General features: G+C 66.1%; 19 protein-coding genes and 1 pseudogene. 14 read left to right on the plus strand and 6 right to left on the minus strand.

The genetic code is table 11. The features are described from left to right. Positions 1-57: 57 nt before the first annotated feature. From bamA to ACYVGK_RS10405, 6 genes are all read left to right on the plus strand, one after another. Entirely contained in the window at positions 58-2,589 is a 2,532-nt protein-coding gene (gene bamA, locus ACYVGK_RS10380) for an outer membrane protein assembly factor BamA (protein ID WP_460733337.1), read from the plus strand. A 12-nt stretch (positions 2,590-2,601) separates the two neighbouring features. Next, on the plus strand, positions 2,602-3,624 hold the full coding sequence (lpxD, locus tag ACYVGK_RS10385) for a UDP-3-O-(3-hydroxymyristoyl)glucosamine N-acyltransferase (protein ID WP_460733339.1): 1,023 nt from the start codon (positions 2,602-2,604) through the stop codon (positions 3,622-3,624). Between the two features lie 98 nt (positions 3,625-3,722). Beyond that, positions 3,723-4,175: a 3-hydroxyacyl-ACP dehydratase FabZ gene (fabZ, locus tag ACYVGK_RS10390; RefSeq protein WP_460733341.1), complete on the plus strand. Its 453-nt coding sequence runs from the start codon at positions 3,723-3,725 to the stop codon at positions 4,173-4,175. 1 nt (position 4,176) lies between these two features. Further along, positions 4,177-4,968, plus strand: a complete 792-nt coding sequence (lpxA, locus tag ACYVGK_RS10395; RefSeq protein ID WP_460733343.1) for an acyl-ACP--UDP-N-acetylglucosamine O-acyltransferase — start codon at positions 4,177-4,179, stop codon at positions 4,966-4,968. 19 nt (positions 4,969-4,987) lie between these two features. Further along, the gene (lpxB, locus tag ACYVGK_RS10400) at positions 4,988-6,157 is read left to right on the plus strand and encodes a lipid-A-disaccharide synthase (protein WP_460733345.1); all 1,170 of its coding nucleotides are present in this window, start codon (positions 4,988-4,990) and stop codon (positions 6,155-6,157) included. Between the two features lie 46 nt (positions 6,158-6,203). Continuing rightward, complete coding sequence (locus ACYVGK_RS10405; protein ID WP_460733347.1) at positions 6,204-6,845, plus strand: ribonuclease HII; 642 nt, start codon at positions 6,204-6,206, stop codon at positions 6,843-6,845. A 27-nt stretch (positions 6,846-6,872) separates the two neighbouring features. Here the strand turns inward: ACYVGK_RS10405 and ACYVGK_RS10410 are convergent, their stop codons facing one another. After that, a complete protein-coding gene (locus tag ACYVGK_RS10410) occupies positions 6,873-7,286 on the minus strand; it encodes a hypothetical protein (protein ID WP_460733349.1) in 414 nt (137 codons plus the stop codon). Between the two features lie 128 nt (positions 7,287-7,414). Between ACYVGK_RS10410 and ACYVGK_RS10415 the strand changes: the two genes are divergently transcribed. The 4 genes from ACYVGK_RS10415 to ACYVGK_RS10430 all read left to right on the plus strand — a co-directional run bounded on the left by ACYVGK_RS10415 (position 7,415) and on the right by ACYVGK_RS10430 (position 13,483). After that, positions 7,415-7,633 (plus strand): hypothetical protein, encoded by a 219-nt coding sequence (locus ACYVGK_RS10415; RefSeq protein ID WP_460733351.1) that lies wholly within the window; start codon positions 7,415-7,417, stop codon positions 7,631-7,633. 234 nt (positions 7,634-7,867) lie between these two features. After that, entirely contained in the window at positions 7,868-8,527 is a 660-nt protein-coding gene (locus tag ACYVGK_RS10420) for a hypothetical protein (RefSeq protein ID WP_460733353.1), read from the plus strand. Between the two features lie 154 nt (positions 8,528-8,681). Continuing rightward, positions 8,682-12,197 carry a DNA polymerase III subunit alpha gene (gene dnaE, locus ACYVGK_RS10425; protein WP_460733355.1) on the plus strand — a complete coding sequence of 1,172 codons (3,516 nt, stop codon included), beginning with the start codon at positions 8,682-8,684 and terminating at the stop codon, positions 12,195-12,197. Positions 12,198-12,523: 326 nt separating this feature from the next. Next, positions 12,524-13,483, plus strand: coding sequence for an acetyl-CoA carboxylase carboxyltransferase subunit alpha (locus ACYVGK_RS10430; RefSeq protein WP_460733357.1), 960 nt, complete (start codon positions 12,524-12,526; stop codon positions 13,481-13,483). A gap of 69 nt (positions 13,484-13,552) precedes the next feature. Here ACYVGK_RS10430 and ACYVGK_RS10435 read toward each other — a convergent pair whose 3' ends face one another. Continuing rightward, positions 13,553-14,710 (minus strand): alpha/beta hydrolase, encoded by a 1,158-nt coding sequence (locus tag ACYVGK_RS10435; RefSeq protein ID WP_460733359.1) that lies wholly within the window; start codon positions 14,708-14,710, stop codon positions 13,553-13,555. A 131-nt stretch (positions 14,711-14,841) separates the two neighbouring features. Between ACYVGK_RS10435 and tilS the strand changes: the two genes are divergently transcribed. From tilS to ispA, 3 genes are read left to right on the plus strand one after another with little or no spacing between them, the layout of a single operon-like run. Further along, positions 14,842-16,143: a tRNA lysidine(34) synthetase TilS gene (gene tilS / locus ACYVGK_RS10440; RefSeq protein WP_460733361.1), complete on the plus strand. Its 1,302-nt coding sequence runs from the start codon at positions 14,842-14,844 to the stop codon at positions 16,141-16,143. A 31-nt stretch (positions 16,144-16,174) separates the two neighbouring features. Beyond that, positions 16,175-16,441 carry an exodeoxyribonuclease VII small subunit gene (locus ACYVGK_RS10445; protein WP_460733363.1) on the plus strand — a complete coding sequence of 89 codons (267 nt, stop codon included), beginning with the start codon at positions 16,175-16,177 and terminating at the stop codon, positions 16,439-16,441. Next, the gene (gene ispA, locus ACYVGK_RS10450; RefSeq protein ID WP_460733365.1) at positions 16,434-17,309 is read left to right on the plus strand and encodes a (2E,6E)-farnesyl diphosphate synthase; all 876 of its coding nucleotides are present in this window, start codon (positions 16,434-16,436) and stop codon (positions 17,307-17,309) included. The genes ACYVGK_RS10445 and ispA overlap by 8 nt, the downstream gene beginning before the upstream one ends. Before the next feature lie 254 nt (positions 17,310-17,563). On the opposite strand, the gene ACYVGK_RS10455 is transcribed toward ispA, so the two are convergent. Together ACYVGK_RS10455 and pmbA are read right to left on the minus strand one after the other, a co-directional pair. Then, positions 17,564-17,875, minus strand: coding sequence for a DUF4870 domain-containing protein (locus tag ACYVGK_RS10455; RefSeq protein WP_460733489.1), 312 nt, complete (start codon positions 17,873-17,875; stop codon positions 17,564-17,566). Positions 17,876-18,016: 141 nt separating this feature from the next. Further along, a complete protein-coding gene (gene pmbA, locus ACYVGK_RS10460; RefSeq protein WP_460733367.1) occupies positions 18,017-19,378 on the minus strand; it encodes a metalloprotease PmbA in 1,362 nt (453 codons plus the stop codon). A gap of 95 nt (positions 19,379-19,473) precedes the next feature. Here pmbA and yjgA point away from each other — a divergent pair, with 95 nt between their 5' ends. After that, positions 19,474-20,022 (plus strand): ribosome biogenesis factor YjgA, encoded by a 549-nt coding sequence (yjgA, locus tag ACYVGK_RS10465; protein WP_460733369.1) that lies wholly within the window; start codon positions 19,474-19,476, stop codon positions 20,020-20,022. A gap of 110 nt (positions 20,023-20,132) precedes the next feature. Here yjgA and tldD read toward each other — a convergent pair whose 3' ends face one another. Further along, positions 20,133-21,590, minus strand: a complete 1,458-nt coding sequence (gene tldD, locus ACYVGK_RS10470; RefSeq protein ID WP_460733371.1) for a metalloprotease TldD — start codon at positions 21,588-21,590, stop codon at positions 20,133-20,135. Positions 21,591-21,727: 137 nt separating this feature from the next. After that, positions 21,728-25,563: pseudogene (locus ACYVGK_RS10475) on the minus strand (YhdP family protein). Between the last annotated feature and the right edge of the window lie 70 nt (positions 25,564-25,633).

A 25,633-nucleotide genomic window follows, 5' to 3' on the forward strand; every position in this document is an offset into this window, starting at 1 on the left:
CATCGATATACCCGCGGCGTCCTCTGACGGCACCCGCATCCCCAACCGGATTTGATGATGACGCGACTTCCCAATCGCCGCCTGCTCGCCCTTGCCCTGACTGCAGCGTTGGCGCCGGCCCTTCCCGTGCTGGCACAGTCGGCCGACCCGTTCATGCCTGCCGGCGCGCAGAGCGCACCGGCCTCGGCGGAGTCGTTCACCGTCAGCGACATCCGCGTTGACGGGCTGCAGCGCATTTCAGCCGGTACGGTTTTCACCTACCTCCCGATCGAGCGCGGCGATACCGTCGATTCGACCAAGGTCGCAGCGGCGATCCGCGCTCTCTACAAGACCGGTTTCTTCGAGGACGTGCAGGTGGGTCGCCAGGGCGACATCCTCGTGATCACCGTCCAGGAGCGCCCAGCGATCAACAAGCTGACGGTGACCGGCAACAAGGACATCCAATCCGAAGACCTGCTCAAGGGCCTCAAGGAAAACGGGATGGCCGAGGGCGACACCTTCAATCGCCTGGTCCTGGACAAGATGAACCAGGAGCTCATGCGCCAGTACCAGAACCGCGGCAAGTACAACGTCGAGATCACCCCGACGGTGTCGCGCCTGGACCGCAACCGCGTCGACGTGACCATCACGATCAAGGAAGGCAAGGCGGCTCGCATCCAGCACATCAACCTGATCGGCAACGAGAAGTTCGCCGAAAAGGACATCCGGGATAGCTGGGAGTCGTCCGAGCACAACTGGCTCAGCTGGTACCGCCGCGACGACCAGTACTCGCGCGAGAAGCTTTCCGGCGATCTGGAAAAGCTCAACAACTATTACCTCGACCGCGGCTACGTCGACTTCAACATCGACTCGACCCAGGTCTCGATCAGCCCCGATCGCCGCGACATGTTCATCAGCGCCGGCTTGACCGAGGGCGACCAGTACAAGATTTCCTCGGTGCAGCTGACCGGCGACACGGTCCTGCCGAAGGAAGACCTGCAGAAGATGGTGCTGGTGAAGGAAGGCCAGATCTTCTCCCGCCGCCTGCTGGAAATGACGTCGGACGCCATCGTCGCCACCCTCGGCAACATCGGCTACGCGTTTGCCCAGGTGAACCCGGTTCCGGACATCGACCGCGCGTCCAAGACCGTGGGCATCAGCCTGCAGGTCGTGCCCGGTCCTCGCGTGAACGTGCGCAACGTCGTCTTCAAGGGCAACATGCGCACCAGCGATGAAGTGCTGCGCCGCGAAATGCGCCAGTTCGAAGGCAGCTGGTATTCGCAGGCCGCGATCGACCGCTCCAAGATCCGCCTGCAGGGCCTGGGCTACTTCGAAAGCGTCGACGTCGAGAGCAAGCCGGTCGAAGGCACCAACGACCAGGTCGACGTCGTCGTCAACGTCAAGGAAACCTCGTCGGGCAGCTTCGTTTTCGGCCTGGGCTATTCGCAACTCAGCGGCCTGACCACGCAGGTCCAGGTCACGCAGGAGAACTTCCTCGGCACCGGCAACCGGATGTCGGTGCAGGCGCAGCGCAGCAAGTACCAGTCGCGCTATGACTTCTCGTTCCTGAACCCGTACTTCCTCGATAACGGCCTGTCGCTCGGCTACAACGTGTGGTGGCGCGAACTCGACTACTCCGACTTCGGCACCGCGCAGTACAACAGCAGCAGTGGCGCCGCGCAGGTCATGCTAGGCCTGCCGATCACCGAGACCGACACGGTCTCGGGCATGTTCGGCATCGACACCAACCAGATCGTAGACAGCGGCAGCACGCCGGAACCGATCCGCGATTACCTGAACGCGCTCAATGCGCGCACCTTCCACGCCTGGCGCGCCGAACTTGGCTGGTCGCGCAACTCGCTCGACAACCTGCTGACGCCGACGCGCGGCATGCAGCAGCGCGTGTGGCTGGAAACCACGCTGCCCGGCTCGACCGTCGAGTACTACAAGCTGCAGTACAACATCTCCAAGTTCTGGCCGCTGTCGCGTCATCTCGTGCTCAACACGCGCGCCGACCTGGGCTACGGCGACAGCTATGGCAATCCGACCTCGCGCAATGTCTGCTTCACCGCGGACCGCTGGGTTGATGCCAACAACAACCAACACATCGATGACGGAGAGGTCATCGTCACCCCGCCGACCGATCCGTGCCTGACCACCTCGCCGGATTTCCGCAAGACGGTCACTGCCGACGGCCTGCCGTTCTTCGAGAACTTCTACGCCGGCGGCGTGCGCTCGGTGCGCGGCTTCCGCGACAACACCCTGGGTCCGCGCCAGGCGCCGTTCGCCAACAGCACGTACCTGCAGCCGGTCGGTGGCGCGTTGAAAACCACCGGTTCGCTGGAAATGTACTTCCCGACCCTGCTCGATACGCCGGCAGCGCGCGCCTCGGCCTTCGTCGATTTCGGCAACGTCTACAAGGACATCGACAGCTGGGATGCGGGTGAACTGCGCGCCTCCACCGGTGTTTCGCTGATGTGGCGCTCGCCGATGGGTCCGATCTCGATCAGCTACGCGATCCCGCTGCGCAAGGAAGACGGCGACAAGGTCAACCATATTCCGGGCGACGAAGTGGAGCGCCTGCAGTTCACCTTCGGCGGAACGTTCTAAGTCGAGGCGGCCATGGGCCAGTCCTACAGCGCCGCGGAACTGGCCGAACGCTTCGGCCTGCAACTGCAAGGCGACGGCGCCGTGCGCGTGCACGGCGTCGGTACGCTGGCACGCGCGCAGGCGGGGCAACTCGCCTTCCTCGCCAACAGCAAATACCGCAGCCAGCTGGCCGAATCGCAGGCCAGTGTGATCACACTGCGTGCCGAAGACGCGGCCGGTCACGCCGGAACTACGCTGATCGCGCGTGATCCTTACGCGGCGTTCGCAAAGATGTCAGCGCTGTTCGAACCCCTGCCGGCGTACACCGCAGGCATCCACGCCGCCACCGAAATCGCCGCCGACGCACATGTCGATCCGGGCGCGCATATCGGCGCTTTCGTCAGCATCGGTGCGCGCAGCCGCATCGAAGCCGGCGCGGTTGTCGGTCCTGGCTGCGTGATCGGCGAAGACTGCGTGGTCGGCGCCGGCAGCGAACTGATCGCCCGCGTCACGCTGGTCGCACGCGTGCGCCTGGGCCAGCGCGTGCGCGTGCATCCGGGCGCAGTGCTCGGTGCCGCCGGTTTCGGCCTGGCGATGGAAGCCGGCAAGTGGCTGAACGTGCCGCAGCTGGGCGGCGTGGTCATCGGCGACGACTGCGAGATCGGCGCCAATACCACCATCGATCGTGGCGCGATCGAGGACACCGTGCTCGAGGAAGACGTCCGCCTCGATAACCAGATCCAGATCGGCCATAACGTCCACATCGGCGCGCATACCGCGATAGCCGGCTGTGCGGCGGTGGCCGGCAGCGCGAAGATCGGTCGCTACTGCCTGATCGGTGGTGGGGCCGGCGTTGTTGGCCATCTCGAGATTTGTGACAAGGTCATGGTCACCGCCATGAGCCTGGTCACGCACTCCATCCGCGAACCGGGCGAATATTCCTCCGGCACCCCGCTGATGGACAACCGCAGCTGGCGCAAGAACGCCGCCCGCTTCAAGCAACTCGACGCCCTCGCCCGTCGTATCCCCCGCCCGCAGGAAGACCGCGAGCCGTAATACGCGGTAATCTGTGCGCCATACGGACGCGCATGTGGCAGTGAAGCCGGATAATTACCGATCGCTTCGCGCCTTTCGTGCGCCAGGAATCAAGAAGAATGACCCAGCCCGTGCAACTCCCGGTCGATGTGGCCGGCATCCAGAAGCTGCTTCCGCACCGCTATCCGTTCCTGCTGGTCGACCGCGTAGTCGAGCTGGAACCGCACAAGCGCGTGCTCGCCTACAAGAACGTCTCGGTCAACGAGCCCTTCTTCAATGGCCACTTCCCGGGACACCCGGTGATGCCGGGCGTGCTGGTGATCGAGGCGCTGGCGCAGGCCGGCGGCCTGCTCACCCAGCTGTCGGGTCACCATGGCCAGGGCAGCCTGTTCTATCTGGTGAAGGTGGACAACGCGCGCTTCAACCGCATGGTCGTGCCGGGCGACAAGCTCGAGCTCGACGTGACCCTCAAGCGCACGATCCGCAACATGGCGCTGTATGTGGGCACCGCGCGCGTCGATGGTCATGAAGTCGCCAGCGCCGAGATTCTCTGCGCCGAGGTCAAGGACTGACATGACCGCTGCAGCGCCTGCCATTCATCCCACTGCCGTCGTCGAAGCCGGCGCGAAGCTCGGCACGGGCGTGCAGGTGGGGCCGTTCTGCTACATCGGCGCCGACGTCGAAATCGGCGACAACACCCGCTTCGGTCCGCACTGCAGCGTGCAGGGGCCAACGCGGATCGGCCGCGACAACCACTTCCATGGCCACTGCGCCATCGGTGGCGAACCGCAGGACAAGAAGTACGCCGGCGAACGCGTCGAGCTGGCGATCGGCGACCGCAACATCTTCCGCGAGTTCTGCACCGTGAACCGCGGCACCGGCAGCGGCGGCGGTATCACCAGCGTGGGCAACGACAACTGGTTCCTGGCCTACACGCATGTCGCGCACGACTGCCACGTCGGGAACCACTGCGTGTTCTCCAACAACGCCACGTTGGCCGGCCATGTCACCGTGGGCGACCACGTGATCCTCAGCGGCTTTGCCGGCATCCATCAGTTCTGCCGCATCGGCGCGCATGCTTTCATCGGCATGGGCGCATTCGTCAACGGTGATGTGCCGCCGTTCCTGATGGTCGCGCAGGAAGGCTACGGCAAGCCGCGCGGCATCAACAGCGAAGGCCTCAAGCGCCGCGGTTTCGACAGCGAGCGTATCGGTGCGATCAAGCGCGCTTACCGCGCGCTGTACATGGCCGGGGCCTCGCTGGATGAAGCCCGTACGCGCCTCGCAGAAATCGCCGTCGACAGCGCCGACGTTCGCGCCTTCCTCGACTTCATCGAAAGCGGCGACCGGCCGCTGCTGCGCTAAGGACGGAAAGGACTCCCGTATGCGGATCGCCCTCGTCGCAGGCGAAGCCTCCGGCGACCTGCTCGGCGCCGGCCTGATCGCCGAGCTGCGCAAGCGCTACCCCAACGCCCGGTTCGCCGGCATCGGCGGTGACGCCATGCGCGCGGAAGGCATGGATACCTGGTTCGACGCGTCCGAACTCGCGGTGATGGGCTTGGCGGAAGTGCTCAAGCACCTGCCACGCCTGCTGCGCCTGCGCCGTTCGCTGCGCGACCAGGTGCTGGCGTGGAAGCCGGACGTGTTCATCGGCATCGATGCACCGGACTTCAATCTCGGTGTCGAGAAATGGCTGAAGAAGCGCGGCGTTCGCACCGTGCATTACGTCAGCCCCTCGGTCTGGGCCTGGCGCGAGAAGCGTGCGGCGAAGATCGGGCAGAGCGCCAATCGCGTGCTGTGCCTGTTTCCGATGGAGCCGGCGATCTATGCCCGGCACCGCGTCGACGCGCGCTTCGTCGGGCACCCGCTTGCCGATGAAATGCCGCTCGACCCCGATCGCCAGGCAATGCGCCAGCAACTGGGGCTGGATCCGGATCGCCCCGTGCTGGCCTTGCTGCCGGGTTCGCGCGTGGGCGAAATCGAACGCCTGGGGGCCATCTTCCTCGCGGCCGCAAAGCGCGTGCTGGAGGATGTCCCGAACCTGCATATCGTGGTTCCGATCCCCAACACCGCCGCGAACGCGGCCTTCAAGCGCGTGTTGGTGGCTCATCCCGATGCGGATGCGTTGCGCCCGTCGCTGCGCATGCTTGTAGGCAATGCCCGCCGGCTGATGATCGCCAGCGACGTGGTGCTGCTCGCCTCGGGTACGGCCACGCTGGAAGCGATGCTCGCCAAGCGACCGATGGTCGTGGCCTACCGGATCGCGGCGACGACCTACGCGCTGGTGAAGGGCCTGGGGATGCTGAAGGTGAAGAATTTCGCGCTGCCCAACGTGCTGGCCGGCGAACGCGTGGTACCCGAGCTGATGCAGCGCGACTGCACGCCGGAGAAGCTCGCGGCCGCGACGCTGGCGATGCTGCGCGACGAGGAGGCGATGGAACGGATCGCGCCACGCTTCCGCGAACTGCATCTGCAGTTGCGCCAGGACGCCTCCGCCCGCGCGGCCGATGCGGTCGCGGAACTGTTGCCCGCACCGCCGGCGTCGCTTGCGTGAATGAGTGCCCGGCGCGCACGCTCGCCGTGCCGACCGACTCGCCGCCATGCTGATCGAACCGCTCACTTCGTCCTCCGATCCCACGCCTGATGCGCGAGCGCTGCGCATCGCCGGCATCGACGAAGCCGGACGCGGTCCGTTGGCGGGACCGGTGGTGGTCGCCGCGGTGGTATTCGCACCGGGGCGCACGCCGGTAAACGGGCTAGATGATTCCAAGCAGCTCGATCCCGAACGTCGCGAAGTGCTGTTCGACCGGATCGTGGAACGCGCGCTCGCCTACCGGATCGAATTCGTTGACGTCGAGGAAATCGATCGCATCAACATCCTGCAGGCGACGCTGACCGGTATGCGCCGCGCGCTCGAAGGTGTCGCGCACAGCGCCGACGCCGCCCGCATCGACGGCAACATCGTGCCGCCGGGCCTGTGCCTGCCCGGCGAAGCGTGGATCGGCGGCGACGCGCGCGATCGATCGATCATGGCCGCCTCGATCCTGGCCAAGGTCTCGCGCGACCGCTACATGCGCGAACTGCACACGCAGTGGCCGCAATACGGCTTCGCCGTGCACAAGGGCTATTCGACACCTGCGCACCTGGCCGCGTTGAACGCGCACGGCCCCTGCCCGCACCATCGCCGCAGCTTCATGCCGGTGCGGCTGGCACAGCGGGATCTGTTCAGCGCGGACGCCTGAGTCCAGGCAAGAGCAACGCGCAGCACGCTATCTCGGTTTGATCACCACGTCCGGATCGACGGTGATGCCATTCGCACGGATGCCGTAGGGATACGTGCCAGCGATGGACGATGCGCCAATCTTCACTTCCTGCCAGTTCTCGGCATGATTCAAATGCGACTGCAGGGCCAGCACATCCAGCGACGGCCCTCGATCGTCGATCCAGGCAACCTTGGGAAGGATCTCGAACGGCGCGTCGACGCCAGATTGCGTGTGCCACGTGATCGTGCCGCCCTTGCGGACGTATGCGGGATCCGGATGTGCACTGGGCGAGCCATCGAGCGCGTACTCGATCAGGATGTCCACGAAGGCCGGCGTCGCGGGTGCGCCGCCTTTTTCACCTTCCGACTTGCCCTCCGCACCAGGCACCATTCCCAACACGACCAGCGGCATCACATTCATGGCAACACTCCTCGCTAGCGCCCGTCCGCTGGGCTAGGGGGATTCAGCGAACGGATCCAACCGTCGGCTGTTGTGCGGTCGTCGCCAGCAGCGGGCTGAGCGTTGGCGACGCCTCGATCCGCTGACGGTTGACCCCTCCCTCAAGGGCTCGTTTCGACTTCCTCGACTTCTGCCGGATCCGCTCTCTGGAAGCCGCCCTGCGCGGCGAGGAAATCGGCGATTTCGGCTTCACGCGCGGGGACTGGGAGTCCGCCCGGCAGGCCGAGTACTGCCTGGAGAAGCAGCGTCGCTGCATCCGCGAGAACAGTTACGTCCCGCAGCGGGAATCGCGCTTCGTCGTCCACTGATGTGGGCCGCCAGGGACGGTGCGGGAGGCCGCCGGGAGGCGGCCTCTTTTTTCGTAGACCTTAGTGAGTCAGGTATGCGTCGGCAGGCTGAACCGCCGGTCGGGAGACCGGTCCGGTTGGGGGTCATCGGCGCATCATGAAATCGCATCCCGGACCGGCCCGCGCAGCACACCGGCCGCCGCGCGGCACCACCGGGACATCCCTCAACCGGACAGGCCGGAAGCGAGGTGCCCCATGCGCACGCCTCATCCCACTCCCACCGACCGCCCGTTGCCGTTCGAGCAGTACCGTGGCGGACTGGTGGACGCTCTGGGCGCCCCCGCGGGGTTCCCGGAAATCGCCCTGTCAGGGCCCGCCGTCGCGCGCTTCGACGAACTGGTTCATGACCTGTATGCGGACGCCGCGCGGGTCGATCCGGAACGCCTGCAGCAACTGGCCGCCTGGCTGCTGTCGCTACCCGAAGAAGAGGCGCAGCACGAGCTCGATTCGCGCCTGCAGCGCATGGACGATCTGCGCGCCATGCTCGTCGACGAGGCCTGGGATTGCGAGGATGCAACCCGGATGCGGATCAACAAGCTGCTCGCCTACGTCGATCGCACCGACGATCTGATCCCGGACAGCCTGCCGCTGCTGGGCTTTCTGGACGACGTCCTGCTGATCGAGCTGGCCTGGCCGGCCTTTGCCGAAGAGGTCAACGAATACCTCGACTTCTGCGATTACCGGAAGAAGGAGCGTCCTTCCGGCACGCCTGAGCAGCAACGCGATGCGTGGCTGCGCGACCGTCTTGCCGAGATCGAGCTCCTGCGCACGCGTACGCGCATGGAGGACGAGCACTTCGCCAATGGGCGCACGCCGCAGGGGCCGCTGCGGGTGACAGGTTCGCCGCTGCCGTGACGTGAATCTTGAGGCGGGCCTTTGGCCCGCCAGCAGGGGCTGGGGCTTTGACGTGTGGCGGGTCGAGACCCGCCCTACGTCGCCCGCGCCGAAAGTCAATCTCGTCCGTCCTCGCCCCGACTGCTAACCTGCGACTCCAGCCTCGCAGGCCCGCATGTCCGCACGTTTCGTCCACCTCCACCTGCACAGCGAGTATTCGCTCGCCGACTCGACGATCCGCATCGGCGAGCTGGTGAAACGCTGCGCGAAGCTCGGACAGCCGGCCGTCGCCGTCACCGATCTCGACAACCTGTTCGCCGCGGTCAAGTTCTACAAGGCCGCAGAAGGTGCGGGCATCAAGCCGATCATCGGCGCCGACATCGGCGTGGCCGACGGCAATGAAGCGCCGGGCCGCATGACCCTGCTGTGCCGCGATCGCACTGGCTACCTCACGCTCTCGCGTCTGCTGACGCGCGCCTGGATGGAAGGCCATCGCATCGATGGCGTGGCGATCCGACCGGAATGGTTGCGCGAAGACAACGCCGGTCTGTTCGCGCTCGCCGGCCGCAAGAGCTTGGCCGGACAACTGGTCGCGACGCATCGCCATGAACTCGCCGAAGCCTCGCTCGCCGACTGGCGCGAAGTCTTCGGCGATCGTTTGCACCTTGAACTCACGCGTTCCGGCCGCGAGGGCGAGGAAGCGTTCAACGCGTTCGCGCTGCACGCCGCCACGCGTCGCGGTCTTCCGGTCGTCGCCAGCAACGACGTGCGCTTCCTCGACGGCGAAGGGTTCGAGGCGCACGAAGCACGCGTGTGCATCGCCTCGGGCCGCGTGCTCGACGATCCCAAGCGGCCGAAGGAATACAGCGCCGAGCAATACTTGAAGACGTCGGAAGAGATGGCAGATCTCTTCGCCGACATCCCTGACGCGATCGACAACGCGGTCGCGCTCGCCACGCGCTGCAACGTCACGATGAAGCTGGGCGAATACGCCCTGCCCGCGTTCCCGGTGCCGAGCGAACACACGATCGAATCGTGGCTGCGCAACACCGCGCGCGACGGCCTGATCGCGCGTCTGGAAAAGAATCCGATCGCGCCCGGCAAGACCCGCGAGGACTACGACGCGCGCCTGGAAATCGAGCTGGACGTCATCATCAAGATGGGGTTCCCCGGCTACTTCCTGATCGTGGCGGACTTCATCAACTGGGGTAAGTCGCAGGGCATTCCGGTGGGCCCGGGCCGCGGTTCGGGTGCGGGTTCGCTCGTCGCCTGGGCGCTGGGCATCACCGATCTCGATCCGTTGCCGTACGACCTGCTGTTCGAGCGATTCCTCAATCCCGAACGCGTGTCGATGCCCGACTTCGACATCGACTTCTGCATGGATCGCCGCGACGAGGTGATCGACTACGTCGCGCGCAAATACGGCCGCGACCGCGTCTCGCAGATCATCACCTACGGCACCATGGCGGCGAAGGCCGTGGTGCGCGACTCCGGCCGCGTGCTGGGCCATCCCTACGGCATGGTCGACGGCATCGCCAAGCTGATCCCGAACACGCTGGGCATCTGCCTCGACGACGCGCTGGGCGAATCGGAAGCCGCGAAGAAGGACGGCAACCTCGCCTCGGCCGACCTGATCCAGCGCTACCACGCCGAAGACGACGTCCGCGACCTGCTCGACCTCGCGCGCAGCCTGGAAGACCTGACGCGAAACGCCGGCAAGCACGCAGGTGGCGTGGTGATCGCGCCCTCGCCGCTCAGCGACTTCTGTCCGCTGTTCGCCGAACACGACGGCGAAGGGCGCGGCAAGAATCCGGTCACCCAGTTCGACAAGGACGACGTCGAAGCGGTCGGCCTGGTGAAGTTCGACTTCCTCGGCCTGCGCACGCTGACGATCATCGACTGGGCGGTGAAGGCGATCAACGTGCGTCGCCAGCGCGAAGGCGTCGAGCCGCTCGACATCACCGCGCTGGAGCTCACCGACAAGCTGTCCTACGAGCTGTTCGCACGCGGCGACACCGTCGCGGTGTTCCAGTTCGAATCCCGCGGCATGCGCGAGCTGCTCAAGCGCGCCAAGCCCGACACCTTCGAAGACATCATCGCGCTCGCCGCGCTGTTCCGTCCCGGCCCGCTGGGCTCGGGGATGGATCGCGAATGGGTCGACCGCAAGCACGGCAATACCGAAGTCACCTATCCGCACGAATCGCTGGAACCGGTGCTGTCGCCGACCTACGGCGTCATCGTGTACCAGGAACAGGTGATGCAGATCGCGCAGGTGCTGGCGGGCTATACGCTCGGCGGCGCCGACATGCTGCGCCGCGCGATGGGCAAGAAGAAGCCCGAGGAGATGGCGAAGGAGCGCGCCAAGTTCGAGGAAGGCTGCCTTGCACGCGGCATCCCGGCGAAACAAGCGAGCCCGATCTTCGACCTGATGGAGAAGTTCGCCGAGTACGGCTTCAACAAGTCGCACTCGGCCGCGTACGCGCTGGTCGCCTACCAGACCGCGTGGCTGAAGGTGCACTACCCGGCCGAATTCATGGCTGCGGTGATGTCTTCGGACATGGACAACACCGACAAGGTGGTGGGCTTCCTCGACGAAGCACGCGTGATGGGTCTGACCGTGCTGCCGCCGGATGTGAACGCTTCGGCGTACATGTTCGAAGCGGTGACTCCTGACACGATCCGCTACGGCATCGGCGCGGTGAAGGGCGTCGGCCGCGGCGCCTGCGAGGCGATCGTGGAAGCGCGCCGTGCCGGTGAGTTCACGGATCTGCTCGCCTTCTGCAAACGCATCGATAGCGGCAAGCTCAACCGGCGCACACTGGAAGCGCTGATCCAGGCCGGCGCGCTCGACGCCCTGGGCAAGAACCGCGCGAGCCTGATGCTGCAGTTGCCGGAAGTGGTCAAGGCGACCGAGCAGCTGGCACGCGAACGCGAGGCCGGGCAGAACTCGCTGTTCGGCGGTTCTGAAACCGCCGCACCGGCGCTGCGGATCGAACTCAGGGAGACCGACGAGTGGCCGCTGGTGCAGCTGCTCAGCGGCGAACGCGACACGCTTGGCCACTACCTCAGCGGTCACCCTTTCGACCCCTATCGCGAAGAGATGTACACGCTGGTCGGCCACGACCTCGGCGACATCGAGAAGATCTGGGAATCGCGCCCCGAGAGCGCGCGCAGTGGCTGGCGTCCGGAACTGGAAACCACTGTCGCCGGGCAGGTCGTCGGTTTGCGCAAGAAGGGCGACAGCCAGATGTTCGTGCAGATCGAGGACGGTCGCGGCCGCCTCGAATGCGCCTTCTTCGCCGAGACCTACAACGAATTCGCGCAGCTGATCGCACGCGACCGCCTGCTGATCGTGCAGGGCGGGCTGCGTGAGGACGCGTTCAGCGGCGGCTTCGCGTTGAAGGCACAGCGCTGCTGGGATTACTCGCAGCTGTGCGCGAAACACGTGCAGCGCTTGTCGCTACGTTTGGACCTGCGCGTGCCTGGCACCTGGTCGCGTGTGGATGCGTTGCTGGCCAAGCATCGGCCTGGCTCCACGCCGCTGCGTCTGGATCTGTTGCGTGAAGGTGCGGCGGGGATGCTCGATCTCAACGGCTCCCATTCGATCCGGGTGGATGCGGATCTGGCGGGGACGCTGCGTTCGCAGCCGGGAGTGCGGACGGTGAAGCTGGCGTTCTCGCGGCCCTGGTGACGGCCCCTCACCCTGCTTCGCTACGCGAAGCGGTCCCTCTCCCCGCAAGCGGGGCGAGGGAGATCAGCAAGCGGGGCGAGGTATTGACTTGCCCTTCTCCCCGCCCGGCGGGGAGAAGGTGCCCAACGGGCGGATGAGGGGCGAGCGGAGCCGCGGTCGATGCGCGCACGGAGATCGCAAAAAGCTTTGATTCCCACCGCATGGCGCCGTCACACGCAGCACCCCGTCTCACTTTTCCGCCCATCACCCCCCAACAAACACCCCCGTACGGCCCCTTTCACTTACCTCGGCTACACTTTCGCCCCTCACCGGCCATCGGCCCACGCATGAACCCGAACTACCTCGACTTCGAACAACCCATCGCCGACCTGGAAGCCCGCATCCAGGAAGTCCTGCATGCCAGCCATGGCCCGGCGGTCAATGTCGATGCCGAAGTGCATGCGCTGCGCGAGAAGCTGCGCCTGCGCACCGCACACATCTTCCGCGACCTGTCGCCGTGGCAGGTCTCGCAGCTGTCGCGTCATCCGTCGCGGCCGTACACGCTCGATTACCTGCGCGTGATCTGCGACGAGTTCCAGGAACTCGCCGGTGATCGCGCCTTCGCCAACGACAACGCCATCGTCGGCGGCCTGGCCCGCATCGACGGCCGCAGCGTCGTCGTGATCGGCCATGAGAAGGGCCGCGACACCAAGGCCAAGGTCAGGCGCAACTTCGGCATGCCCAAGCCCGAGGGCTACCGCAAGGCACTGCGTCTGATGAAGCTGGCCGAACGCTTCCGCCTGCCGATCCTCACCTTCATCGACACCGCCGGCGCATGGCCGGGCATCGATGCCGAAGAGCGTGGCCAGTCCGAAGCCATCGCCCGCAACCTGCTGGAGATGTCGGAGCTGAAGGTGCCGATCATTTGCACCGTGATCGGCGAAGGCGGCTCCGGCGGCGCACTCGCGATCGGCGTGGGCGATCGCACGCTGATGCTCGAATACAGCACCTACTCGGTGATCACTCCGGAAGGCTGCGCCTCGATCCTGTGGAAGACCGCGGAGAAGGCCAAGGACGCCGCCGAGCAACTGGGCATGACCGCCAAGCGACTGAAGGAACACGGCCTGATCGACAAGATCGTGCGCGAGCCCATCGGCGGCGCGCATCGCAATCCGGTCCAGATGGCCAAGCGCCTGAAGGGCGTGCTGATGAACGAGCTGGACGCGCTGGAAAATGTTCCGGTCCAGGAACTGCTCGATCGTCGCTACAAGCGCCTGCGCAGCTACGGCGCGTACGAAGCGGCCTGATCGCCGCAGACATCGCGAAAACAGGAAAGCCGCCGGTTCGTCACCGGCGGCTTTTTTCATGTTCCGCGATTACCGCTTCGATGCAACTTCATTCGGCGGCGCATCACCGGCGCGTACCGCCAGCGGCCGCACGTCGTTGACCAGATGCATCAGGAACAGGCCGGGCTGCTCCTGCATCATCATGTGCGCCGAGTTCTCGAACCAGAACACCTTCTTGACCGGCGCCTTCAACGTGGCGAACCAGCGCGCGGCGACCTCGGACGACGTCGTGTAGTCGTGGCGGCCATTGAAGAGGAACATCGGGCAATCGAAGCGGGTGTTCTTGCCGAAGTCGACCGCCGCCATCGGCGTCAGCAGGTACTGCAGCGAGAACAGCCCGCCCTGGTCGATCGCCGCGACTTCCGCGTTGGTGTAATCGGGCGACAGCTTGCGCGCGTCGTCGAACGGCTTGTATTCGTTGCGGCCCCAGGCGAGGCCGCCGTAATGGATGTTCCACTTGCGCTGCAGGCTGATGCGCTCCACCGTGAGCGTGCCTGCGGGGCCCGGGTACGGCGCCAGCGATTCCAGCTCCTTGATCGCCGTGACGTTACCTTCCTTGCGCGCCCGGTCGAGCTCCCACTGGTAACCGATCGCCTCGCTCATCGGCGAGTCGGCGATCTGACCGGCGCCGAGGTACGCGTGCAGCCATTCGGGATGGCGGCGTGCGACCTCCTCACCGACGATACTGCCCCACGAATGACCCAGCACGAAGACCTTCTGCTTGCCGTAGGTCTTCATCAGGTAGCGGATCATCTCTTCCGCATCATTGACCATTCCGTCGATGCTCATGCCTGGTGCCATCGCTTCGGGCGTGTTCGCCGCGAAGGTCTTGCCCGCGCCGCGCTGGTCCCACTGCACCACGGTGAAGAAGTCCTCCCACGGACGCTGATAGCCGTAGGACTCGACCATTTCCACGGAGCCGGGGCCGCCATGGACGTAGAGCAGGATCGGGTTGCGGCGATCGTTGCCGCGGACCGAGATCCATTGCTTGATGCCATTGATCTCGACGGTCTTGAGTTCCTGCACGCCCTGAGGCGATACGATCTTGCGGCTCTGCGCGACTATGGCGCGAGCGTCGTCCTGGCTGAAGGATTTCGGCGCCGGCGCGCTATCGGCTGCGCTTGCTGCCGACGTAGCTGCCGACAGCGCCAGCAAGATGAATGAAACGGTGCTTCCATACATACGCATAGGAGTTCTCCAGAGGACTTGTGCGTATTGTCGCGTTACACGAAGCGGGCTCGCGTGCCTTCGGTCACAGCAACCTTTCGCTCGTTTCATGCAACGCGTCCAGGAGATGCACTACGCGCTACGATGAGCCGATGCCTACTCCGCCGCTCATCCCGGTAGCCGATCTGCTCCAGACGGGCCAGGCCCCGCTGCTGGTCGGGCTCAGCGGCGGGCTCGATTCGGTGGCGCTGTTGCATGCACTCGCCACGCTTCCCGAGGCCCGCTCGCGTGGTCTGCGCGCCGTGCATGTCCATCACGGGCTGCACCCGGATGCCGATGCCTGGCAACGTCATTGCGAAAATCTCTGCGCTGCATTGCAGGTGCCGTTGTGCTGCACGCAGGTCGAAGTCGCGCGCGATCGCGGCCAGGGGCTGGAAGCGGCGGCGCGGCATGCCCGGCATGCCGTCTTCGAGGACGCACTCGACGACGGCGAAGTACTCGTGCTCGCCCATCACAACGATGATCAGGCGGAAACGTTCCTCCTGCGCGCCCTTCGGGGTTCCGGCATCGATGGCTTGGCCGCGATGCGGCCTTGGCGCCAGTTCGGCCGTGGCTGGCTGTGGCGCCCCCTGCTCGCGCATTCGCGGGCGAGTCTGGAGGCCTACGCGCAGACACATGGGTTGGCGTGGATCGAGGACCCGAGCAATCGCGACGTGAGCTTCGATCGCAACTTCCTGCGTCACCAGGTACTGCCGCTGCTGCGCGAGCGCTGGCCGCATGCCGGCGCCGCATTCGGCCGTTCCGCACGGCTGTGTGACGAGGGGAACGAACTACTGGCTGCCGAAGACGCCGCGGCGCTCGCCCGTGTGCGCACTGCCGACGCGCAGGTGTTGTCGCGTACCGCGCTCCTGCAGTTGCCGCCCACCCGACGCGCGCGCGTGCTGCGCCGCTGGATCGGCGAACTCGGCCTGCCGCCGCTGCCGGAAGAAGGTATCGCCCACATGGAAACCGACCTGTTGACTGCCCGCGACGATGCCGAGCCGCAGTTCGTCTGGCGGCAGGCCTGCGTGCGGGTGTGGCGCGACCTGGTGCAGGCCGATCGCATTCGGCCGCCGTTGCCGGTGGACTGGGCCTGCGATTGGAGCGGAGCCCAGCCGCTTGCCCTGCCCGACGGCTCGCAGTTGCAGCTGGTCCAGGCAGACGCTTTCGCCCAGCCGCTGCGGGTCCATGCCCGCCAGGGCGGTGAGCGCATCACGCTGCCCGGGCGCGACCACTCGCACGCGCTCAAGCACGTGCTGCAGGATCTGGGTGTGCCGCCCTGGGAGCGAGAGCGGCTGCCGCTGCTATCCAACGCCGCGGGCGAACTGCTGGCTGCGGGCGATCTCGCCTATTCCGCCGGCTTCGACGCCTGGCTGCGCGAGCGCGCGGCGCGCCTGGCCTGGCAGCGCGATTGACCGGCCCGCACACGGCCCGCAAACTTTCCCTATGGCCGCTCCCAAAATTACCTCAGATACGCCCGCCGCTTCGCCGGTTGCTGACTTCGAGCAGTCGCTGGACGCGCTCGAACAGCTGGTGGAACAGATGGAACGCGGCGATTTGAGCCTGGAGGAATCGTTGTCCGCCTACGAGCGCGGCGTCGGCCTCTATCGCAAGTGCCAGACCGCGCTGGAGCAGGCAGAGCTGCGCGTGCGCCTGCTCAGCGATCCGCAGGACCCGGCCAGCGCCGAACCGTTCGCTTCTCCCGATGCCTAATGTTTTGCTGAAGCATTGGCGCGTCCGCGTCGATGCCGCGCTGACGCGCGCCCTGCCCGATCCATCCACTTCGCCCCAGCGCCTGCATGCAGCCATGCAGCACGCTGTGCTGCTGGGCGGCAAACGCATGCGCCCGCTCCTGGTGTACGCCGCCGGCACGTTGTTCGGCGCGAGCGAAACCGTGCTGGATGCGCCAGCCGCCGCGGTTGAACTGATCCACGCCTATTCGCTGGTCCACGATGACCTGCCGGCAATGGACGACGACGCGCTGCGTCGCGGCCAGCCCACGGTCCACATCGCCTACGACGAAGCCACGGCGATTCTGGCCGGCGATGCGGTGCACTCGCTGGCCTTCGAAATCCTCGCGGACGCACCGGTTGCCGATAGGGTTCGCGTCGGCCTGCTGAGCACGCTCACGAAAGCCGCTGGCGTGGCCGGCATGTGCGGCGGCCAGGCACTCGACATCGATGCGACGGGCACGAAGCTGACGCTTGCGCAGCTGGAGCGCCTGCATGCCATGAAGACCGGCGCATTGATTCGCGCCTCGGTGCGCATGGGTGCGCTATGCGGCGATGCCAGTGACGACGAAGCGCAGCTCCTGGACCGCTATGCGTCCGCGCTCGGTCTCGCCTTCCAGGTCCGCGACGACATCCTCGACATCGAAGGCGACAGCGCGACGCTGGGCAAGACCGCTGGCAAGGACGTCGCGCAGGACAAGGCCACGTTCCCTGCATTGATCGGGCTGGAAGCTTCGCGCCAGCGACTGGCCGAGCTCGCGCAGACCATGCTCGATGCGCTGCAACCCTTCGGCGACCGCGCAGTCGCGCTCAGGGCGCTCGCGCGTATGACCGTCGAACGCGATCGCTGATCGCCGTCAGTCAAAATCTCGCCTGAAATCCCGGCTTTGTAGAGCGGAGCTTGCTCCGCTGCCTTGTAGTGCCGAGCCTGCTCGGCGCGCATTTGTTTGAACGAAAGGCGCACCGAGCAGGCTCGGCGCTACGCGAGGCAAGAGCAGCGGAGCAAGCTCCGCTCTACAAAGATTGCTGTTCGAAGATCGTGGCACCCAGAAATGGAAACGCCGGCACAAAGCCGGCGTTTCCATATCTGTGTGTGCGGTTGGAATCAGCTGATCAGTCGCAGCGTGAAGGGATAGCGGTACGCCACGCCCTTGTTTGCTTCGATGCAGGCCATGATGGTCAGGACCAGCCAGGTCACCGCGACCACGGCGATCAGCAGGAAGCCGATCACCACAATCATCAGGATGCAGCTGACGATCGCCGCCAGTGCCATGGTGATGTTGAAGTTCAGCGCTTCCTTACCCTGGTCGGCGACGAAGGGCATCGTGTCCTTCTTGACCAGCCACACCACCAGCGGGCCAAGCACGTTGCCAAAAGGAATGACAAAGGTAGCCAGCGACGACAGGTGGGCGAGCATGCCCCAGGTCTTCTCTTCCGCAGAGATATCGTTCATTTCGTTCATTACAAGCCTTCCCCTAGCTGGACGGCCCAAGGCCGTCGGACGAATGGTGCCGGCACTGTCCCGCGCCCCGCGGGCCACTGTCAAGCCGACGGATTCTCAGCTTTCCCCGGCCACCGTCATGCGTCCGACCAGGATCGAACCGGTGCGGATATGCGAACGCGGATCGACATCGCGGCCCACCGCTTCGAAGGCACTGAACATTCCGCGCAGATTGCCGGCAATCGTGATGCCATCCACCGCATAGGCCAATTCGCCGTTCTCGACCCAGAACCCGGCCGCGCCGCGCGAATAGTCGCCGGTCACCGTGTTGACGCCCTGCCCCATCAATTCGGTGACCAGCAGTCCACGGCCCATGCCACGCAGCATCGAATCGAGGCCTTCCGCATTGGCGGCCATCTGAAGGTTGTGCACGCCGCCCGCGTTGGCCGTGCTCTGCAGACCCAACTTGCGTGCCGAATAGCTGCCCAACACATAGCGCTGCAGCACGCCGTTCTGCACGAGCGGCGATTCGCGCGTCGCAACACCTTCGGCATCGAAGGCGGACGAACGCAGGCCGCGCGCCAGGAATGGCTGCTCGTCGATGGCGAACCAGTCGGGGAACAGCTTCGTATTCACGCTGTCGACCAGGAAGCTGGCCCGGCGATACAACGCACCACCGGACACGGCACCGATGAGATGACCGATCAGCGAGCGCGCGACTTCCGCCGCGAACAGCACCGGATATTCGCCCGTGGGAATCTGACGCGGCGAGAGGCGCGACACCGCACGCTCGGCCGCACGGCGTCCGATCGCAGCGGGAGATTCGAGGTCCTCGGCGGCCAGTGCATAGCTGTACCAGCCATCACGCTGCATTGCATCGCCACGCCCGGCGATCAGCGCGCATCCGAGGCTGTGGTTCGTGCTGCGCTCCCGACCGAGGAAGCCGTGCGAATTGGCATACACGCTCAGGCTGCTGCCGCTGCCGAACGAGGCGCCGTCGGAATTCTCGATGCGCGGATCGACCTCGCGGCCCGCGGCTTCGCAAGCCAGCGCCAGGTCGATGGCCTGGTCCGCCTCGATCGCCCAGGGATGCCAACCGTCGAATTCGCGCAGATCCCTGGCCATCAGCTCGCGCTCGGCCAAACCCGCCGCCTCGTCGTCCTCGGTGTGGCGCGCGATCGCGCAGGCCTGTCCGACCGTGGCGTCGAGGCTGTCCTCGCGCAGATCAGCCGTGCTGGCGCTACCCTTGCGCTTGCCAAAGTAGACGGTGACGGCAATTCCGCGGTCGCGAGTGGCCTCGACCGTCTCCACTTCGCCCATGCGGACGTTGACGTTGAGCCCGGTTTCCTCGGAACACGACACTTCCGCCTGGGTGGCGCCACTGGCCCGGCAGCGGTCGAGCAGGCGCTGCGCGATGTCGGCCAGGCGATCCAGCCGGGGCTGGCTGTCGTCAATGACGGGGGCGATGGTGGTGTTCAATGCCTTATCCTTTGTTTTGTCGTGCCGGGCATGCCCCGGCCTGTATTTTGCGAGCGTGCCGGCCGGACCGGCACCTACTGGAATGGTGATGTGCGATGCGTGGTCGTGACGACGAAACCGGCGAATTCTTCAGCCCCAGCCGCAGCGAGAACCGGCGCAACGCGCTGGAAGTGCTGGCCTTGGGCGAGAAGCTCGTCTCGCTGACCGAGGCCCAGCTGGCGAAGCTGCCCGTGCCCGAATCCCTGCTGCCGCACATCCGCGAGTGCAAGCGCATCACCGCGCAGATCGCGCACAAGCGGCAACTGCAGTTCCTGGCCAAGCAGATGCGTCGCGAGGACGACGAGGTGCTGGAAGCGATCCGCGATGCGCTGGACGAAAAGGGCGAGGCCGCGCGGCGCGAAACCGCGGCGATGCATCGTGTCGAAGCCTGGCGCGAGAAGCTGCTGGCCGAAGGCGACGCCGCGCTCGCGGAACTGCTGGACGAATACCCGAACGCCGATCGCCAGTCGCTGCGCCAGCTGGTGCGCAACGCGCTGGAGGAGCGCAAGCGCAACAAGCCGCCGCGCTCGTTCCGTGAGCTCTATCGCGAGCTGCGTGAGCTGCTGCTGGGCGAGGCCGACACAGAGTCCGACGAAGCCGAATAGTCTTGTAGAGCGGAGCTTGCTCCGCTGCTTTTCATCGGGGAACGAAAGCGTCAAAGGCAGCGGAGCAAGCTCCGCTCTACAACGACGAAGCAGACTTCGCGTTTTCGCCCTCACGCCTGCGTGCCGCCCACCGTAATGGCTTCGATCAGCAGCGACGGCTGGCCCACGCCGACCGGCACGCTCTGCCCGTCCTTGCCGCATACGCCCACGCCCTCGTCGAGGGCGAGGTCGTGGCCGATCATCTTCACGCGCTGCATGGTTTCCGGGCCATTGCCGATCAGCGTCGCGCCCTTCACCGGCGCGGTGATCTTTCCGTCCTCGATCAGATAGGCCTCGGTCGCCGAGAACACGTACTTGCCCGAAGTGATGTCGACCTGGCCGCCACCGAAATTCACCGCGTACAGGCCCTTCTTCACCGAGCGGATCATTTCTTCCGGATCGTGCGTGCCGGCGAGCATGTAGGTGTTGGTCATGCGCGGCATCGGCAGGTGCGCGAAGGATTCGCGACGGCCATTGCCGGTGGGCGCCATGCCCATCAGGCGCGCGTTGAGCGTGTCCTGCATGTAGCCGACGAGGACGCCGTCCTCGATCAGGGTCGTGCAATTGGTCGGCGTGCCTTCGTCGTCGACATTGAGCGAACCGCGACGCCCCGGCAGCGTGCCGTCGTCGACGATGGTGACGCCCGGCGACGCGACGCGTTGACCGATGCGGCCTGCGTAGGTCGAGGTGCCCTTGCGATTGAAGTCGCCTTCCAAGCCGTGACCCACGGCTTCATGCAGCAGCACGCCCGGCCAGCCGGAGCCGAGCACGACGGGCATCACGCCCGCAGGTGCATCCACGGCTTCCAGGTTCACCAGCGCCTGGCGCAGCGCTTCCTTCGCCAGCGCTTCCGGTCGTCCGCCGCCGAGGAGCTCTGCGTACGAATAGCGACCGCCGCCGCCGGCATAACCGGTTTCGCGACGGCCGTTTTGTTCGACGATCACCTGCACGTTGAAGCGCACCAGCGGACGCACGTCGGCGGCGAGCACGCCGTCGCTGCGCGCGACCAACACCGTGTCGACACCGCCGGATAGGCTCACCACCACCTGCTGCACGCGCGGATCGGCAGCGCGCACGTAGCGGTCGATGCGACGCAGCGCTTCAACCTTCTCTTCGTTGCCGAGCGAATCGATCGGATCCTCGCTGGGGTACAGCGCGCGGCCATTGCCGCGCACCAGCGCGCGTGCGTTTTGCATCGAACCGTCACGCGCAGCCATTCCCTTTGAAATCGCGCGCGCGGACTTCGAGGCTTCCAGCAGTGCCGCCGTGTTGATCTCGTCGGAATAGGCGAAGCCGGTCTTCTCGCCGCTGATCGCGCGCACGCCGACGCCCTGCTCGATCGAATGCGCGCCTTCCTTGACGATGCCGTCTTCCACTGACCAGCTCTCGCGGCGCGCGTGCTGAAAATAGAGGTCGCCGAAATCGATGCCCGGCCCGAGCAGCGTGCCGAAGGTGCGTTCGAGGCCGCCGGTATCGAGGCCGGCAGGCAGCAGGAGACGGGATTCGGCGAGCTGGATCGGAAGGGTCATCAGGAAACCGGAGCAGGAAGGGGGATGCGGGACCGTCGGAGTGTCCCGAGCGTACGGGCGAGGCCGTCACGGGGCCATCATGAACCAGATGGAGGTCCGACGGGCCGAATCCAACCCGGAGCCCGCAGTTCGCCCGGTCAGCCCGCCGACGGCCGCAACGAGGCCTCGAGGCGGCTCTGCTCGCGTGAAATCACTTCAACCTTGGGCTCCTTCCAGGGCCCCGTCACGCGATAGGTCTTCGACGTCATCGAACCCAAGGGCTTGCTCAGCACCACGTTGGCCGCCGCGCCGATCGCGGCTCCCACCGGACCACCCGCCACTGCACCGATTGCGGTGAGCAGATTGCCGGCCTTGGGCCGCACTTCGATGGTCTGGTCGAAGCTTTGCGCGCGCAGATTGGCGGCACCGCTGATATCGATCGTCGCGGCCGGGCCGTCGATCACGAGGCCATCGCTGCGCGCCTGTGCGTTGTCGAAGCGCACCGTGCCCTTGAGCTCGTTGAAGGCGAAGCCCTTGGAGAAGAAGTCGCGGAAGTCGAGTGTCAGGCGCTTGGGCAGCTGCGCCAGGCTCAACAGTCCCAGGACACGGCCGGCGCCCGGCTCGATTTCCAGCAGCCGACCTTCCTTCGCATCGATCTGCAACGTGCCTTCCAGACCGTCGAGCCGGAATGCCACCGGACTGCCCGGCCACCCGGCATTGAATTTCACCGTACCTTCGCCGCCGCCCAGACGGTTGCCCATGCCGAAACCGGCGAGCAAGGCACCGAAGTCGTCGCTGCCGATATCGACCTTGAGATGCGTGCTGGCCGCGGCACCCTTGCCGCTCCAGTCGCCGCTCAGATCGATGCGCTGCTTCGCTGCGCGCGTCTGGAACTGCTCGATGCGCATGCCTGCGGCGGTCGGTCGCGTACGGACTTTTGCGGCGCCGAGCCTGGCATCACTCAGGTGCAGGTCGTCGATGTCGATGGTGAGCGCAGGAATCTTCGAGGGATCGATGTCGTCGTTGACGACGGCGACCGGCGGCGCGGCGGTCTCTGCGGTCGGCGCGGCAGCAGGACGCCAGTAAACGCGTTGCATGCGGCCGGCAATCGCCTCATTCGCACTCGCGGGCACCAGCATTGCGCCTTGCAGCGACGCGCCCTCGGCCTGCATGGCGGTCGCGCCGCGCGGGCCCGGCACCACGGTCACGTGTGTATCCGCGAAAGTGCCGCCGAGCAACTGCAGCCGTTCTGCTGTGACGTCGATGCGCTGCAAGGGCAGCTGGCTGCCGCCTTCGCCACCGCGGGTCAGTGCGATCCAGTCGATCGCATCGAGCGCGTCGGCACGACCGGTAGCGACCAGTCCCGACGCGGGCGGCGCTTCATCCACCCGGCTCGCACCGAGGACGACGCGTACGCCGGTCTGATCCTTGCCGCTGCCATCCTTGCCACTGCGCGCACGCAATGCCATCACGTTGCCGAAGCCGACCCGGATGTCGCCGCTGCCCAGCGGCAACGCCGTTTCGATCGTAGTGGCCAATGATGTACTCGCGGCCTTGCGCATCGGCGCCGGCAGCGTGAGTGCGGTACCGACGAGACTGGTGTTGAGCTGCAGCAGCGTCGGCGTTGGCGTGCCCGGCTTCGGATGTGGGATCGCGATGCCCACCGTCCAGGCCGAACGACCGGAGAGATACGGCTTCAACCACCCCAGATTCGGTGCGCGATCGATCAGCTCCGCCGCGCCGAGACTGGCATCGAGCCCGGCTTCGAACACATTGCCGGCATCGTGTACGTACTCGCTGCCGGCACGCAGCGACAATCGCCCGGGTTCGCCTTCATGGCGCACTGCAAGCCCATCGGCCTTGAAGCCGCCGCGCGAATACACCGCTTCGCCATTGACCTGGTCGAAGGCGAGCTTCCAGCGCGGGTCGGCGAGCTTGGCGTTCTTCAACGCAACGGTACCGCTGATTGCGGTGCTCTTGCCGTGCTCCAACGGCAGACTCAGGTCGAAACCGACATCGGCCGCGCCACTCGCACGCACGTTGGTCAACGTGTCCCCATGCTCCTTGCGCAGCGGACTCTGCTTCAGCACCGCCAGCAATTGCGCAGCATCGCCGTTGCCTTCGGCCTTCACCGTCAGGGCGCCGCCGCGATATTCGTCGATGCCGGCGTGGATATGACGGATGCCGACCTCGCCCAGGCGCCCGGTGCCATCGACGTCGAAACCGATGCCGGTGAATTGCGCTTCGGCTTCCAGCCCCTGCGCCGCCGGCCAGTCTTCCTGGAAGCGGATCGTCGCGTTGCTGATGTGACCCGTGGCTTCGAACACACCGTGCTTGTTGCGGAACGGCCAATCGTCCAGATCGCCGGAGACCACGGCGCGGCCACCGCTCACGGTGCCGGCCACGAGTGCGGTATCGAGCCAATGCACTGCCGTTTCGGGCATGTCTTTGCGCAGCCAGAAGGACTTGGCGACCGGCACCGCGGTGTCGTCGATCTCGGCGGCGACATCGATCCATGGACGCGTGCCGTCGCCCTGCCACCACAGGCCACCACGCGCATTGGCGCCGTAGCTGCCGTAAACCGTGCGCGCATCGATACGCAATGCCGTGGTGCCGAGACGCCAGCCCGCGCCTTCGCGCCAGACACCGGCGTCACCGCGCAGCTTCATCGTATGGACGACACCGAAGCCTTGCGGCCAGTCGAATGCCACGTCCGCTTGCGGATCGAAGCGCATGGTGAAGCCGTTGCCGTCGCCATCGAGCTGCCCGCTCAATCCGTGCACGCCTGGGGCCTTGCCGGATGGATCGAAACCCAGCCCATCGATGTCGGCATGCACGCGCAGCGGACCATCACGCCGGCCGGCGACTTCCACATTGCGCAGCGAGGCCATCGGATGCGAACCGAGCAACCAGCGACGCAACCCGGGCGAGAGTTTGTCGCTCAACGCCAATGCGGCAAACAGCGGGCCGGCGTCGACCTGCTTGGCCTGCACCGCGTAATTGTCTCCGCCAGCGAGCAGCAAGCCGTCGAGCTTCTGCATCTCGCCGGCGCGACCGATGCTCAATTGCGGCGCGTCGACGCGCCAGCCGCCCTGGATCAGGCGGTAATGCGCGCGACCTTCGACATGGTCGAAGCGGCTACGCGGCGACTGTGCACCGGCTTCGATCGGCGCGCCGCGCAGCGCGACGTTGTCGAGCTCCGTGTCGACGGTTACCGCGGAGACGCGCTTGTCTCGTAGCTGGGCCCAGGCTTCGGCGCGGCCGGCACCGCTCTCCAGGACGATGCCCTGCAGTTTCAGCACCGATGTCCACACCGCCAGATCGACGTCTTTGGCGCCTGCATAGGCGCGACCGTCGCCCTTCCTGCGATCGAAATCGAGCGCCGCATCGATGGGCTGCACGTCCAGGCGCGCACGCCCGCGCGCACGCGATCACCGTCGACGCGCAGTCGCACATTCACGCGCGGCAATTGGGCGCCGATACCCAGCGAAGGTGCGATCACGGCGAGCTTGCCGTTGATCACCTGCAATTCGCCCAAGCCTTCCAGTGCGGAGAACGGATCGCTGCCCGGCTTCTGCTGACCCGGCAGGCCGCGCACCTGCCAGCGGCCGTCGTCACCGCGTTCCAGGGTGAGGTCGAGGCCACGTAAACGCAGCTCTGAGAAGGCATGTCCCGGCAATAGGCCTGCGTATACCGACACCAGCATTTCGGTGTCGCCGATCGTGAAGCCCTTGCTGCCTTCGCCGATCCGCAGGTTGTCCAGCTTCAACAGCGGGCCACGGCGGGTCCATGCGGTTTCGACGCGATCGAACGCGACTGGTCGGCCCGCGCGTTCACTCAACCACGCGGCGATCCGTTCGGGGTGGCGCTCGGCCAGCGGCAGCACCTGGCTCGCCGCGCCAAGCAATACGGCGACCAGCACCAGCACGACGGCCGCCGTATAGGCGAAGCCTCGGCGGGCCATGCGCAGTCGGCGGCGCAGCGGCGTGGGCATCAGTTACCCCCTCCCTTGCGAAGCAGGGGAGGGTTGGGGAGGGGTGATGAGCGCCGCAGGCGGGAATGCA

The organism is Lysobacter tyrosinilyticus (assembly GCF_054779815.1).

Excerpts from the sequence above, each read along its gene's own strand:
- ACYVGK_RS10420 (WP_460733353.1), top strand. The coding sequence starts at position 7,868 with ATGCGCACGCCTCATCCCACTCCCACCGACCGCCCGTTGCCGTTCGAG.
- ACYVGK_RS10410 (WP_460733349.1), bottom strand. The coding sequence starts at position 7,286 with ATGAATGTGATGCCGCTGGTCGTGTTGGGAATGGTGCCTGGTGCGGAG.
- ACYVGK_RS10405 (WP_460733347.1), top strand. The coding sequence starts at position 6,204 with ATGCTGATCGAACCGCTCACTTCGTCCTCCGATCCCACGCCTGATGCG.
- ACYVGK_RS10445 (WP_460733363.1), top strand. The coding sequence starts at position 16,175 with ATGGCCGCTCCCAAAATTACCTCAGATACGCCCGCCGCTTCGCCGGTT.
- dnaE (WP_460733355.1), top strand. The coding sequence starts at position 8,682 with ATGTCCGCACGTTTCGTCCACCTCCACCTGCACAGCGAGTATTCGCTC.
- tilS (WP_460733361.1), top strand. The coding sequence starts at position 14,842 with ATGCCTACTCCGCCGCTCATCCCGGTAGCCGATCTGCTCCAGACGGGC.
- ispA (WP_460733365.1), top strand. The coding sequence starts at position 16,434 with ATGCCTAATGTTTTGCTGAAGCATTGGCGCGTCCGCGTCGATGCCGCG.
- lpxD (WP_460733339.1), top strand. The coding sequence starts at position 2,602 with ATGGGCCAGTCCTACAGCGCCGCGGAACTGGCCGAACGCTTCGGCCTG.
- lpxB (WP_460733345.1), top strand. The coding sequence starts at position 4,988 with ATGCGGATCGCCCTCGTCGCAGGCGAAGCCTCCGGCGACCTGCTCGGC.
- fabZ (WP_460733341.1), top strand. The coding sequence starts at position 3,723 with ATGACCCAGCCCGTGCAACTCCCGGTCGATGTGGCCGGCATCCAGAAG.
- yjgA (WP_460733369.1), top strand. The coding sequence starts at position 19,474 with ATGCGTGGTCGTGACGACGAAACCGGCGAATTCTTCAGCCCCAGCCGC.
- ACYVGK_RS10430 (WP_460733357.1), top strand. The coding sequence starts at position 12,524 with ATGAACCCGAACTACCTCGACTTCGAACAACCCATCGCCGACCTGGAA.
- ACYVGK_RS10435 (WP_460733359.1), bottom strand. The coding sequence starts at position 14,710 with ATGCGTATGTATGGAAGCACCGTTTCATTCATCTTGCTGGCGCTGTCG.
- ACYVGK_RS10455 (WP_460733489.1), bottom strand. The coding sequence starts at position 17,875 with ATGCTCGCCCACCTGTCGTCGCTGGCTACCTTTGTCATTCCTTTTGGC.
- lpxA (WP_460733343.1), top strand. The coding sequence starts at position 4,177 with ATGACCGCTGCAGCGCCTGCCATTCATCCCACTGCCGTCGTCGAAGCC.
- tldD (WP_460733371.1), bottom strand. The coding sequence starts at position 21,590 with ATGACCCTTCCGATCCAGCTCGCCGAATCCCGTCTCCTGCTGCCTGCC.
- bamA (WP_460733337.1), top strand. The coding sequence starts at position 58 with ATGACGCGACTTCCCAATCGCCGCCTGCTCGCCCTTGCCCTGACTGCA.